Annotated in this window: 13 protein-coding genes; 4 read left to right on the top strand and 9 right to left on the bottom strand. The window is 52.9% G+C overall.

Going from position 1 to position 13,523, the window contains the following annotated elements; genetic code table 11:
* Window positions 1–123 precede the first annotated feature (123 nt).
* Both yajL and panE read right to left on the bottom strand, forming a co-directional pair.
* The gene (gene yajL, locus ACPUC7_RS12890; protein WP_494923202.1) at window positions 124–735 is read right to left on the bottom strand and encodes a protein deglycase YajL; all 612 of its coding nucleotides are present in this window, start codon (window positions 733–735) and stop codon (window positions 124–126) included.
* Window positions 689–1,609, bottom strand: coding sequence for a 2-dehydropantoate 2-reductase (panE, locus tag ACPUC7_RS12885; protein WP_494923201.1), 921 nt, complete (start codon window positions 1,607–1,609; stop codon window positions 689–691). The genes yajL and panE overlap by 47 nt, the downstream gene beginning before the upstream one ends.
* Before the next feature lie 112 nt (window positions 1,610–1,721).
* On the opposite strand from panE, the gene ACPUC7_RS12880 reads away from it, so the two are divergent.
* Window positions 1,722–2,231, top strand: a complete 510-nt coding sequence (locus ACPUC7_RS12880) for a YajQ family cyclic di-GMP-binding protein (RefSeq protein ID WP_494923200.1) — start codon at window positions 1,722–1,724, stop codon at window positions 2,229–2,231.
* The gene (locus tag ACPUC7_RS12875) at window positions 2,228–2,326 is read left to right on the top strand and encodes a nucleotide-binding YajQ family protein (protein WP_494923199.1); all 99 of its coding nucleotides are present in this window, start codon (window positions 2,228–2,230) and stop codon (window positions 2,324–2,326) included. The genes ACPUC7_RS12880 and ACPUC7_RS12875 overlap by 4 nt, the downstream gene beginning before the upstream one ends.
* Here the strand turns inward: ACPUC7_RS12875 and ACPUC7_RS12870 are convergent.
* Window positions 2,323–4,095: a sigma-54-dependent Fis family transcriptional regulator gene (locus ACPUC7_RS12870; RefSeq protein WP_494923198.1), complete on the bottom strand. Its 1,773-nt coding sequence runs from the start codon at window positions 4,093–4,095 to the stop codon at window positions 2,323–2,325. The genes ACPUC7_RS12875 and ACPUC7_RS12870 overlap by 4 nt on opposite strands.
* Before the next feature lie 288 nt (window positions 4,096–4,383).
* On the opposite strand from ACPUC7_RS12870, the gene exaC reads away from it, so the two are divergent.
* On the top strand, window positions 4,384–5,904 hold the full coding sequence (gene exaC / locus ACPUC7_RS12865; RefSeq protein ID WP_494923197.1) for an acetaldehyde dehydrogenase ExaC: 1,521 nt from the start codon (window positions 4,384–4,386) through the stop codon (window positions 5,902–5,904).
* 30 nt (window positions 5,905–5,934) lie between these two features.
* Window positions 5,935–6,975 carry an alcohol dehydrogenase AdhP gene (gene adhP / locus ACPUC7_RS12860; protein WP_494923196.1) on the top strand — a complete coding sequence of 347 codons (1,041 nt, stop codon included), beginning with the start codon at window positions 5,935–5,937 and terminating at the stop codon, window positions 6,973–6,975.
* A gap of 69 nt (window positions 6,976–7,044) precedes the next feature.
* Here adhP and ACPUC7_RS12855 read toward each other — a convergent pair whose 3' ends face one another.
* From ACPUC7_RS12855 to cyoA, 6 genes are all read right to left on the bottom strand, one after another.
* Complete coding sequence (locus ACPUC7_RS12855; protein ID WP_494923195.1) at window positions 7,045–8,409, bottom strand: MFS transporter; 1,365 nt, start codon at window positions 8,407–8,409, stop codon at window positions 7,045–7,047.
* A gap of 131 nt (window positions 8,410–8,540) precedes the next feature.
* Window positions 8,541–9,428: a heme o synthase gene (gene cyoE, locus ACPUC7_RS12850; protein ID WP_343554106.1), complete on the bottom strand. Its 888-nt coding sequence runs from the start codon at window positions 9,426–9,428 to the stop codon at window positions 8,541–8,543.
* An 11-nt stretch (window positions 9,429–9,439) separates the two neighbouring features.
* Window positions 9,440–9,769, bottom strand: coding sequence for a cytochrome o ubiquinol oxidase subunit IV (locus ACPUC7_RS12845; RefSeq protein ID WP_343554105.1), 330 nt, complete (start codon window positions 9,767–9,769; stop codon window positions 9,440–9,442).
* On the bottom strand, window positions 9,769–10,383 hold the full coding sequence (locus ACPUC7_RS12840; protein WP_007886985.1) for a cytochrome o ubiquinol oxidase subunit III: 615 nt from the start codon (window positions 10,381–10,383) through the stop codon (window positions 9,769–9,771). Before ACPUC7_RS12840 ends, ACPUC7_RS12845 begins: the two co-directional genes overlap by 1 nt.
* Window positions 10,383–12,365, bottom strand: a complete 1,983-nt coding sequence (cyoB, locus tag ACPUC7_RS12835) for a cytochrome o ubiquinol oxidase subunit I (protein WP_008103943.1) — start codon at window positions 12,363–12,365, stop codon at window positions 10,383–10,385. The genes ACPUC7_RS12840 and cyoB overlap by 1 nt, the downstream gene beginning before the upstream one ends.
* A 4-nt stretch (window positions 12,366–12,369) precedes the next feature.
* Window positions 12,370–13,296, bottom strand: a complete 927-nt coding sequence (cyoA, locus tag ACPUC7_RS12830; RefSeq protein ID WP_494923194.1) for a cytochrome o ubiquinol oxidase subunit II — start codon at window positions 13,294–13,296, stop codon at window positions 12,370–12,372.
* Between the last annotated feature and the right edge of the window lie 227 nt (window positions 13,297–13,523).

Genomic DNA, 13,523 nt, shown 5'->3' with positions numbered 1-13,523 from the left:
CTGAGTAACATAAAAAAATCCGTAATCCCTGATAGATTACGGATTCTTGCAGAACTGCCGGATCGTTCAACCGATCATTTTTGGCTTAACTGATCGGCATTACGCCATTTATGGTGACCTTTTTTATTCGCGCTCTTCAAACTCCTGATAATTATAAATTCCCGCCGCCAGCACCAACTGCGATGCCACTTCGCGCGCTTTGTCTTTATCCACCAGCAAATCAATCAGCTTCAAGGCGAAATCCATCGCGGTACCCGGTCCCTGGCTGGTGAGCAGATTAACGCGCGGATCCCACACTACGCGGCGTTCCATCCATTTGTTGTCGGGAATGGTTTCACGCAGGCCGGGGAAACCGGTCATGTTGCCGACGGGAAATAAGTCATGCGGCACTAAAACCGTGCCCGGCGCGGCACAAATCGCCGCCACAATTTTGCTGGAGAGATGAAACTGGCGCACGGTTTCCACCAGAAGTGGGCTATCGCGAAAGGTTTCTGCGCCTTTTAATCCGCCGGGTAACACAATCGCATCGTAATCGTTGTCAGCGACTTCAACCAACGGCGCATCCGCCAGCAGGCGCACGCCGCGTGAACAGACGATTTCGCGCGTGCCGTCGCTTTCAACGCTGGCGGTAGTGACACTTATCCCGCTGCGCACCAACAGATCGATAGTGGTGACCGCTTCGGTCTCTTCACTGCCATGTGCCAGGCAAACCAGCACCGATACGTTCGCGCTCATAGTGGGACTCCTTTTGTTTAATCAGGTCGTACAAACGGGTATTTTCCGGCAGTGAAATCCCTTGCGCGCGGGCACGACGCAGCAGGTAACCGTTGATGTAATCAATCTCGGTCAAACGCTGCGCGCGTACATCCTGCAACATCGACGAGGTATTGGCGGCGGTGTTGTCGATCACGTCGTAGATAATGTCCTGCAAGTTATCGACCGCAATATGCTGGCCTTCACGTTCCATCACCCAGGCAATCTCTTCGCACAAAGTGGCAATCTGCTGCGGCCAGGCGCGCAGCGCACCGTTTTGGCAATTATGCTCCACGGTTAACGGATTAATCACACAGTTGATGGCTAACTTGCGCCAGCTGGCAGCGGCGATATTGTCGTGCCACGCCACATCCGGCAGCGCCTGATGCAGAATGTCGGCGATGTCACTCAACGCCGCACCTTCGCGGCTGGCGGGGCCAATGTGCGTCATGCCTTGCGCAACGTGTTTGATCACCGTGCCATCACGCATTGCGGCGTGCGTGGTAATGCCGCGCAACACCGGTTGGCGCAACTCTTTGAGTTCATCCAAGGTGCCCATACCATTATGCAGCAGCAAAATTGGCGTATGGGCCGGCAGCACGCTTTGTAAGTTTTTCACTGCGGGTGAGACTTGCGGCGCCTTGAGCGTCACCAGTAATAACTGGCTCTCAGCGAGGAACAGTGGATCGTTGGCAATAAAAGTGTGATTGCTAACGTTGCCTTGTGTATCGATCACATTGACCGAGCAATACGGCTGCGGCACGCGAAGCCAACCTTGTACTTCATGTCCCTGGCGAGCGAGTGCGGCGAGCCAAATCTGACCCAAAGCGCCACAACCCAACACGGTAATTTTCATTTTGCCTCCCGCTGGCCGGTCTGATTTGTAAGTATAGCTTCCGCGTCTCGTGTTTAATTAGCGCCACAAGACGCGTATTATGCATGTCACTTTAGTATCAGGAGAAGAAAAGATGCCATCTTTCGATATCGTTTCAGAAGTCGAATTGCCGGAAGTGCGAAATGCGGTGGAGAATGCCAGCCGTGAGATCTCAACCCGTTTCGATTTCCGTAACGTGAGTGCAACTATTGAGCTCAACGAAAAGAATGAGACCATCAAAATCAGCAGCGAATCTGATTTCCAGGTAAAACAGCTGGTGGATATTCTGCGTGAAAAGCTGCTGAAGCGTGGCATTGAAGGCGCAGCGATTGAAGTGCCTGAAGAGATCGTGCACAGCGGTAAAAGCTGGACGGTGGAAGCCAAGCTGAAAAAAGGTATCGAAAGCGATATCGCTAAAAAGCTGGTGAAGCTGATTAAAGACAGCAAGCTGAAAGTGCAGACGCAGATTCAGGGCGAAGAGCTGCGTGTGACCGGTAAGTCACGCGATGACCTGCAAGGTGCGATGGCGCTGGTGCGCGGTGGTAACCTCGGTCAGCCATTCCAGTTNTGCAGACGCAGATTCAGGGCGAAGAGCTGCGTGTGACCGGTAAGTCACGCGATGACCTGCAAGGTGCGATGGCGCTGGTGCGCGGTGGTAACCTCGGTCAGCCATTCCAGTTCAAAAACTTCCGCGATTAATCGCGTTTGTCGCGCGCCGCACGGCGATACAGCGTGCTGCGCGCGACACCCAATGCTTCCGCTGTTTTACTCACATTGCCATTGAAGCGCTGGAGCGTTTCGCTAATCAACCGCTCATCATGACTTTGCCGATCCTCAATCGGTTGCAGTGCCGCACGACGATATTCCGCCGGTAAATGCACTTCTGTTACTTCTTCGCCTTCATCAGCCAGCGCCAGCAACACGCGCAACAAACTGCGTAATTGCCGCACATTGCCCGGCCACGGCAGCTGCGCTAAAGCTGTCAGCAGCGTAGGCGCGAGCTGAATATTACGATCGGCTCCACCTAATTCCAGCCATAAGCGGCTGATAAAGCCTTCTACGTCTGGCCAGTCGCGCAATGGCGGAATAGTCATCGAGAACTCTTGCAGGCGATAAAGTAAATCCTCGCGGAAATCCCCTTCAGCAACACGCGCAGTTAAATCGCGGTGCGTGGCGCAAATCACCGCAAAATTCACCGGCCAGCTGCGACTTGATCCTAAAGGTGCAACCTCTTTTTCCTGCAACACGCGCAACAAGCGAGTTTGCAATGCCAGCGGCATATCGCCAATTTCATCCAGGAACAATACGCCGCCATCGGCTTCACGAATTTTGCCGATGTAGCCGTTCTTGCTGGCACCGGTAAACGCGCCGGGTTGATAACCAAACAGTTCAGATTCGATCAGCGCTTCGGGAATCGCTGCACAGTTAATCGCCACGAATTTGCCTTCGCGCCAGCGGCTTTGCTGATGCAGCGCGCGGCTGACGTACTCTTTGCCGCTGCCGGTTTCGCCGTGAATGCACAGCGATACGCCAGCATTGAGCAATCGCACCATCTTTTCGCCATCGCGACGCAACGAGAACGGCAAATCACTGGCGGCTTCGCCGGGCGTGGCGAAATGGCTGCGATTGGGTGCGCGCAGGCGGAAATAGAAGCGTTGCGCGGCGTAATCCAGTGGAACCGGCACGGTATTGGCTTGTTGCTGTTGTTGCGGGAACAACTGCTGAAAGGTGAGGGTGCCAAGTTGCTCAACGCTGAGCGACAGTTCACGCATCGCCAAACGATTCGCGGCGGTGAGCACGTTATCGGAGAACACCAGCAGCAGTTCATCACTGGTATCAATGCCTTGCGGCTGAGCGTGCAGGCTCATCAACCACTGCTGCGGATGCAGACTCTGCTTCACCCACAAATATTCAATTTGCTTCGCGGCGGCTTTCACCCAGCTAAAGGTATGCGGATGCGGGAAGTGTGCCGGGCCTGAAATGTCCAGCACGCCCGCAATCTGACCGTTTGGCATTTGCAGCGGCATGGCGGCGCAATACAGGCCTTGGTTGAGCGTCAGGAAGTGCTGATGCCCATCGATTTCACAGCCATCATCAATCGCCAGCGCGGTACCAATCGCATTGGTGCCACGACCGCATTCACTCCACAAATTACCGGGTGCCAGCGCATAACGTTGCGCTTTCTCCATTGACGGCATATCGCCAAAGGTATTCAGCACCAAACCGGTGGCGTCGGAGAGAATCAGCACCGATTGCTTTTCGGCGAGCTTCTGCGCCAGTTGTTTGATCACCGGCTGGGCGAATTGCTGTAACCCGGCATTGCTGGCGAGCAAGTCAGCCAATTCACTTTGACGAACGCGAGGAAAATCATCGGCGGTGCGGTCAAGGCCATACAGCTGGCTACGGAACCAGGAGTCGCTTAACAGCGGGTTGGCGGTAACAGCAGAAGCGGATGAATTTCCCTGCATTGATGACCTCATGCCAGCTAAAAGTGTTGCGACATTGTAGCGGTTCCGTTTCTGCACTGTTGCGATACGCAACACAGATGCCGATCTTTCCTCGCTGATTAAGCAAGAACAATGGGCGATTAGTTTTGCAACGTAATGATAGATATGACGATTTTTAGCTAATTCGCCAGCTGAAAAAAACTGGCACGCCGGATGCAATATCAGACATGGCAGCGGGCTGTGTAGCCTGTTGACCCCAGGTTGCCGCTGCCAGTTCAGAATATCTGACCCTACATTAAGGAGTTTGCGATGCGTTATGCACATCCCGGCACGCCCGGCGCACTGGTTTCACTTCAGGCGACTTACGGCAATTACATTGCGGGCAAATTCGTAGAGCCGCTCAGCGGCCAATATTTCACTAACACCTCGCCAGTGAATGGCAGCGATATCGGCCAGTTCCCGCGTTCAGATGCGCGCGATATCGATTCTGCATTGGATGCTGCTCATCAGGCCGCTGACGCCTGGGGAAAAACCAGTGTGCAGCATCGCGCGAACTTGCTGTTGCAAGTTGCCGATCGCATTGAAGCCAATCTTGAAATGTTGGCAGTGGCGGAAAGTTGGGACAACGGTAAACCGATCCGTGAAACCCTGAATGCCGACCTGCCGCTGGCGGTTGATCACTTCCGCTATTTCGCCGGTTGCCTGCGTGCTCAGGAAGGCAGTACCGCTGAAATCGATGAAACCACCGTAGCGTATCATTTCCATGAACCGCTCGGCGTGGTTGGGCAGATCATCCCGTGGAACTTCCCGTTGTTGATGGCGGCATGGAAATTGGCACCAGCACTGGCGGCGGGTAACTGCGTGGTGCTGAAACCGGCGGAACAAACGCCGTTGGGTATCACCTTGTTGATGGAAGTGATTGGCGATCTGTTCCCGGCTGGCGTGCTCAACGTGGTGCAAGGATTTGGTCGCGAAGCCGGTGAAGCGCTGGCGACCAGCAAGCGTATCGCCAAAATCGCGTTCACCGGATCTACGCCGGTGGGCCGCCACATCATGGCGTGTGCGGCGGAAAACATCATTCCTTGTACCGTTGAGCTAGGCGGTAAATCGCCCAACATCTACTTCGCCGATGTGATGGAAGGCGAAGAGGAGTTTATCGAAAAAGCGGTGGAAGGCTTGGTGCTGGGCTTCTTTAATCAGGGCGAAGTCTGTACTTGTCCATCGCGTGCGCTGATCCACGAATCGATCTATCAGCCGTTTATGGAACGCGTGATCGCCAAAGTCACCAATATTCGTCGTGGCGATCCGCTGGATACTGACACCATGATCGGTGCGCAGGCGTCACGTCAGCAATTCGACAAAATCCTGTCATATATCAACATCGCACGTGATGAAGGCGGGCAAATTCTGACCGGTGGCGATCGTGCAAGCGTCGCCGCCGAACTGGATAACGGATTTTATATCCAGCCGACCTTAATCAAAGGAACCAACCAGATGCGCTGTTTCCAGGAAGAGATTTTTGGCCCGGTGATTGGCGTGACCACCTTCAAGGATGAGGCTGAAGCATTGGCGATTGCCAACGAAACGCAGTTTGGTCTCGGCGCGGGCGTATGGACGCGCGATACCAATCTGGCGTATCGCATGGGACGCGGCATCAAAGCCGGTCGCGTGTGGACCAACTGCTATCACATCTATCCCGCTCATGCGGCATTCGGCGGCTACAAGCAATCCGGTGTTGGTCGTGAGACGCACAAGATGGCGCTCAGCGCCTATCAACAAACCAAAAATCTGCTGGTCAGCTATGGCACCGCGCCTTTGGGCCTGTTCTGAGTCCGCATCCGATCAAATGGAGAGTGAAAGATGAATATGCAAATTAAAACCACCATGAAAGCCGCAGTCGTGAAATCCTTTGGCGAACCGTTAGTGATTGAGCAGGTGCCGGTGCCGCAGGTTGGCCCGGGACAGATTTTGGTGAAGATTGCCGCCACAGGCGTGTGCCATACCGATTTACATGCGGCGGAAGGGGATTGGCCGATCAAACCCAATCCACCGTTTATTCCTGGGCATGAAGGCGTTGGCCAGGTTGTCGCGCTGGGCGAGGGCGTTAAACATCTTAAGCTGGGCGATCGCGTCGGCGTGCCGTGGCTCTATTCCGCTTGCGGTCACTGTGAACACTGCCTGGATAGCTGGGAAACCTTGTGCCTGTCGCAGCAAAACGCCGGTTACTCTGTGAACGGCAGCTTCGCCGAATATTGCCTGGCTGATGCTAATTATGTTGGCATCATCCCTGATAATGTTGAATACAACGAAATCGCGCCAATCTTGTGTGCGGGCGTTACCGTGTATAAAGGACTGAAGATGACCGACACCAAACCCGGCGATTGGGTGGTTATTACCGGTATCGGTGGCTTGGGTCACATGGCGGTGCAATATGCAGTGGCGATGGGGCTGAACGTGGCGGCGGTGGACATTGATGACGAGAAACTGGAGTTTGCTAAGCGTCTCGGTGCCAGCGTGGTGGCGAATGCTAAGAATGTCGATCCGGCCAAAGTGTTCCAGGAAAGCTTCGGCGGCGCGCATGGCGTGCTGGTGACGGCGGTATCACCAAAAGCCTTCGAGCAGGCAATTGGAACCTTACGTCGTGGCGGCACCATGGTGCTGAACGGCTTGCCACCCGGTAAGTTCGATCTGTCGATCTTCAATATGGTGCTGGATGGCATTACGGTGCGCGGTTCTATCGTTGGCACACGTAAGGACCTACAGGAGGCGCTGGATTTCGCCGGTCGTCATAAAGTGAAAGCCACCGTAGCGGTGGAGCCGCTGACCAATATCAACGACATCTTTGCGCGCATGCACGCAGGTAAGATTGAGGGGCGTATTGTGGTGGATCTGTCGCTATAAGGATCGCAGGTTTTTGTAGCGGCGCGATTCATCGCGCAATAAATTGCGCCGCTACAATCTGTACATGGATTAACAGCTGGCGAGCAGCGCCTCAAGTTCGACGCGGCTCGTCACTTTACTGTCTATTTTGATGTAGGCGCTTTTCTCTTCCGGCACGATAAACACCGAAGCAACGCCTGGCTGGGCTTTCAAACGTTTTTCGAGGTTTGGCACCGCCAGAACCGCATCACTCAGCATGATGCGCAAGCTGCTGACATACGGCGGCTCTTGCATCGACATCGCCACAAACAACCACGCGGCGGCGACTAGCGCGCCAACCAAAAATACCGTTTGCGCATCAACATGACCGAAGATCCAACCGCCCATGCTGCCGCCAATCGCCACACCAATAAACTGGCTGGTGGAGTAAATGCCCATTGCGGTGCCTTTATAGCCCGGCGGTGATTCTTTGCTGATCAATGAAGGTAGAATCGCTTCCATCAGGTTGAAGGCGAGAAAGAACAATTGCACGCCGATCACTAATGTCCAGAAATGACCTGCTGCGCCCCACAACACAATTTCGGCAATCACGATCAACGCCACGCAACCAACAAACACGCGCTTCATGCGGCGTTTCACTTCGGCATAAATGATGAACGGCACCACCGCAACAAACGCCACCAGCATGGTGACCAGATATACTTTCCAGTGTTCCGCCGCTGGGAGTCCGGCCTGTTCGAACTGACCTGGCAACGCCACAAAGCTCGACATCAATAAAATGTGCAGACACAGAATGCCGATGTTGAGTTTCAATAATTTCGGATTAACCAATACCGCGCGGATGCTGCCTTTCACCATGCCCGATTCACGATTCAATACGTGGTTGGGGGCGTTTGGCACCACTAATAAGGTAATGACGATGCCGAGCGTGGCGAGGATCGCAATCATCCAGAACAGCGCGTGCAAACCCAGCGCGTGGGTGACAATCGGGCCAACCACCATCGCAATCGCAAAGGTTACGCCAAAACTGATGCCGATAAAGGCCATCGCTTTGGTACGGTTCTGTTCGCGGGTGAGATCGGATAATAACGCCATTACCGCTGCGGCAATCGCCCCGGAACCTTGCAGCGCACGACCTAAAATGACGCCCCAAATGGAGGTGGAGAGTGCTGCAATTACGCTGCCGAGTACGAAGAGTAACAGCCCACCAACGATCAGCGGCTTGCGGCCGACGCGATCGGAAAGCAGACCAAAAGGAATCTGGAATATCGCTTGTGCCAGACCATAAATACCAATTGCCAGACCAATTAAGGTTTCACTGGCGCCCTGTAATGCCATGCCGTAAGTGGTCAATACCGGCAGAACCATAAACATTCCCAGCATGCGCAGGGAAAAAACCGTGCCTAAACCCCATGTAGCCCGAAGCTCTACTGGCGTCATTCTATTGTCGTTCATTCCAACCTCTGTAATTTGCTGCGCCCATTTTAGGCAGCAGGGCAGGGCGGGTAAAACATTTGATCTTAAGCAGTGGTAACAAAAAGAAAGGGCGCGAAATTCGCGCCCTTTGCAGTCGTTGCGTGCTGAATTTACCAGACGTAAGTCAGCAGGTCTTTTGATGCCGGCGTCATGAAATCAACCGACATCATCACGCTCAGCGCGGTGATAGCGACAATCGAGAACACAAACAGCTTACGCGCCCAAACTTTATCGTTTGAGGTTTTGTAACCTGAAAGCGCCATTCCGAGCCACCATACGCTTACCGCAGCAGCGACAACCAGATATTTGTAGCCCGCGTAACCGCCCAGCGTCAGCATCAGCGTGGCAATCATGAACGCCAGGATATACAGCGTAATATGATTTTTTGCCACTGAGATGCCTTTCACTACCGGCAGCACCGGAATGTTGGCAGCCTGGTAATCTTTAAAGCGGAAGATGGCAATCGCATACGAGTGCGGCATCTGCCACAGGCTAAAGATAGCCAGTAAAATCAACGCGCCAGCATCAAACTGGTTGGTCACTGCGCAGTAGCCAATCACCGGCGGCGCTGCGCCAGAAAGGCTACCAATTAGCGTGCCGTAGACGGAGTTACGCTTCATATAGAGGCTGTAAACGCCTACGTAGACCACGAAGCCCATCACCGCCAGCCACATGGCCAGCGGGTTAGCGCCGAAATATAGCAACGCAAAGCCAGCAATACCCAATGCGGTTGCATAAACCAGGCTTACTTTCGCCGAGATCAGGCCTTTGACCAGAACACGATTCCGCGTTCTCTCCATTTTGATATCGATATCGCGGTCAATCACGTTGTTGAAAACACAACCTGATGCGACAACCAACGACACGCCTACCAATGCGTAGAGAAACAGGGGGTAGTCAATGCTGCCTTTCGAAGCCAGCAGGAATCCACCGATCACAGAAATTAAATTGCCGAAAATAATTCCTGGTTTTGTTACTTGCAGGTATTGCTTAATCATTACGCGACTCTTTAGTGGGCCATCATGTTGTAGTTGAGGTTCCACATAATCCACAGTGAGCCTACGACAACAATCAAGATGATGAGTGCTGAGAAGACAATGGCCACCATGTTCCAGCCACCTTCTGATTTGCTATCCAAGTGCAGGAAGTAGACCAGGTGAACCAGCACCTGAACTACCGCACACACCAGAACCACACCCAGAATAGTGCCGTGTGAAGCGCCGCCATCCATTACCATCCAGAACGGAATACCGGTCAGGATGATAGAGAGGATGAAGCCGATCATGTAAGACTTCACGCTACCGTGCGAAGCGCCATGTTCGTTAACAGAATGACTCATTACATGGCTCCCATCAGGTAGACAACGGTGAATACGCAGATCCACACCACATCCAGGAAGTGCCAGAACAAGCTGAGGCACATGATACGGGTGCGGTTGGTTGCAGTCAGACCACGTTTAGAAATCTGGAACATCATCACAGCCATCCAGATCAGGCCTGAGGTCACGTGCAGACCGTGCGTACCAACCAGCGTGAAGAACGCTGACAGGAAGCCGCTGCGATCCGGACCGAAGCCTTCTTTGATCAGGTGATGGAATTCATAGATTTCCATGCCGATAAAGCCAGCACCGAACAGGAAGGTCAACGCTAACCAGCTGATGACCGAACCTTTGTTCTGGTTGTTCATCGCGATCACTGCCATACCATAAGTAATGGAGCTAAGCAGCAGCAGCGCGGTTTCAACCAGTACGAACGGCAGTTCGAAGATGTCTTTACCTGCCGGGCCACCGGCGGTGTTATTGACCATTACTGCATAGGTCGCAAACAAGGTTGCGAAGATAATGCAGTCACTCATCAAGTAGATCCAGAAACCAAAGACTTTATTGGCTCCTGCATCGTGATGCCCATGCTCCGCATGGGCGTCGTGGTGGTGTTTTGCAGTTTCAGTTGACATTATTTCAGACCTGCTTTGCTGATTTCGTCAAAGTGCTTCTTCTCGATCTGCTCGACTTCGGCAACCGGTACGTAGTAATCCACGTCTTCATCGAAGCTCTTCACAATCCAGGTCACGATAGTGCCCAGGAAGGTAAGGCCAGCCAGCCACCAAATGTGCCAGATCATAGCGAAACCGAAGACAGTCATCAGGGCCGCGATAACAATGGCTGCGCCGCTGTTTTTTGGCATATGAATTTCTTCATATTTTTCTGGCTGCTTGTATGCTTCGCCTTTCTCTTTCATTTCCCAGAACGCATCACGCTCGTGGATATGAGGGATCACAGCAAAGTTGTAGAACGGAGGTGGTGAAGAGGTTGCCCACTCCAGCGTACGGCCGCCCCACGGGTCACCGGTCAGGTCACGGTTCTGATCGCGATCACGCACAGAAACGTAGAACTGAGTGATCTGGCACAGGATACCGCAAGCAATCAGTGCCGCGCCGCCTGCTGCAACCACCAGCAGTGAGTGGAACTGTGGATCGATGTCCTGGCTGATACGACGAGTCATACCCATGAAGCCCAATGCGTACAGCGGCATGAAGGCAACGAAGAAGCCAATGATCCAGAACCAGAACGCACGGATACCCCATTTTTCATTCAGCGTGAAGCCGAATGCTTTCGGGAACCAGTAGGTCACGCCAGCCATACAACCGAATACCACACCACCGATAATAACGTTATGGAAGTGCGCAATCAGGAACAGGCTGTTGTGCAGAATGAAGTCCGCACCCGGAACCGCCAGCAGAACACCTGTCATACCACCAATAGAGAAGGTAACCAGGAAGCCGATGGTCCACAGCATCGCTGAGTGGAACTCAACGCGACCCTGATACATAGTGAACAGCCAGTTGAAGATTTTCACGCCGGTCGGGATGGCGATGATCATCGTCATGATACCGAAGAAGGCGTTTACGTTTGCGCCAGCACCCATGGTGAAGAAGTGGTGCAGCCAAACGATGAACGACAGAACGGTAATCGCGATGGTCGCCCACACCAGAGAGGTGTAACCGAACAGACGCTTTTTAGAGAAGGTTGCAGTGACTTCAGCGAAGACACCAAACACCGGCAGAACCAGGATGTACACTTCTGGGTGACCCCAGACCCAAATCAGGTTGACGTACATCATCATGTTACCGCCCATTTCATTGGTGAAGAAATGGAAGCCAAGGTAACGATCAAGTGTCAACAGTGCCAGCGTAACGGTCAGTACCGGGAACGCAGCGATGATCAGGACGTTAGTACACAGTGATGCCCAGGTGAACACCGGCATTTTGAACAGGTCCATCCCCGGTGCACGCATCTTCAGAATGGTAACGAAGAAGTTGATACCGGTTAAGGTCGTACCGATACCGGATAGCTGGAGACTCCAGATCCAATAATCGACCCCGACGCCAGGACTGTACTCCGCACCCGAAAGCGGCGGATAAGCCAACCAGCCAGTCTGCGCGAACTCGCCCACACCCAGAGAGATGTTCACCAGGATCACACCGATCGCGGTAAACCAGAAGCTCAGGTTGTTCAGGAACGGGAAGGCAACGTCACGTGCACCGATTTGCAGCGGTACCGCGATGTTCATCAGACCTACCACGAATGGCATTGCCACGAAGAAGATCATGATCACGCCGTGAGCGGTGAAGATCTGGTCGTAGTGGTGCGGCGGTAGAATGCCGGCTTCTCCGGCGGAAGCCATCACTTGTTGGGTACGCATCATAACCGCATCGGCAAAGCCGCGCAGCAACATGACGAAAGCCATGATGATGTACATAATACCCAGTTTTTTGTGGTCGATGGAGGTGAACCATTCTGACCACAGGTACTGCCACTTACCAAAATAGGTAATGGCCGCAACCAGCGCCAAACCACCTAAGATGATAGCGGCGACCGTAACCACGATAATGGGTTCGTGGTATGGCACTGCATCCAGTGTTAATTTTCCGAACATCGTATTATTCCTCGGCTCCCGCGGAAGCGGCGTGACTCATGTCCATACCTTTATGTTCTGGCATGTCCATCTTCCCGTGGCTCATCATGAACTTATCAATAACTTGCTTGAACAGTTCTGGATTAGCAGTAGAGAAATATTCCACCGGATGATTTTCGCTTGGCGCAGCCACTTTCTCGAAATCATCCATGGTGGTCAGCGTGTTAGGTGCCGCTTTAACTTTGGCAACCCACTGCTGGAATTCCGCATCGTCTTTCGTTGCAATGGCTTTGAACTTCATGCCAGAGAACCCGCGACCACTGAAGTTCGCAGAGATACCGTCAAATGTTCCTGGCTCGTTGGCGATCAGATGCAGTTTGGTTTGCATACCGGCCATCGCATAAATCTGGCTGCCGAGAGTAGGAATAAAGAAGGAGTTCATTACGGAGTTGGAGGTGATCTTGAAGTTCACCGGAGTATTTGCCGGGAAGGCAATCTGGTTAACGGTCGCAATACCCTGTTCTGGGTAAATAAACAGCCATTTCCAGTCCAGCGCAACAACGTCGATCTCAACCGGCTTAACGTCAGAAACCAGCGGTTTGCTCGGCTCCAGCGCGTGGGTTGATTTCCAGGTCAACACGCCGAGGAAAACAATGATCAGGATCGGAATGGTCCAAACCACGGCTTCCACTTTGTTCGAGTGTGACCAGTTAGGGCTATATGTTGCATTAGTATTGGTTGCCCGATATTTCCAGGCAAAAAACACCGCCATGAAGACTGCGGGGATAACGACGATCATCATCAAGCCGAAAGCTGTCAGAATCAACGAACGTTGCTCCAGTGCAATCTGTCCTTTGGGATTTAACAACGCACTATCGCAGCCACTGAGTAATACAGCGCCTGCAATTAATGACAAAATCCCCAAACTTTTATTGTATTTACTGAGTCTCATTTAACGACCTCAATGACAAAGGGCTCTATTGTCGTTTAAGTGTGCGCGCATTTTACGGGAAGGTTTATGCAGTGTAAACCAGCTTAAGGATGTGTCAGAAGGCTGTTGACACCTTTTGCTAAGGGTGTCACAGATGTTACGCAGGGTGACAAATTATTAACTGCGACAAGCAGTTGGCGTCAATATAACAAAAAACGATGATAGAAACCGCAGAAAAATCAGGGAAA

The organism is Pantoea sp. CFCC18179 (assembly GCF_059412405.1).
Note: the sequence above shows the minus strand (reverse complement) of the source record. Positions and strands in the feature narration are given on the sequence as shown.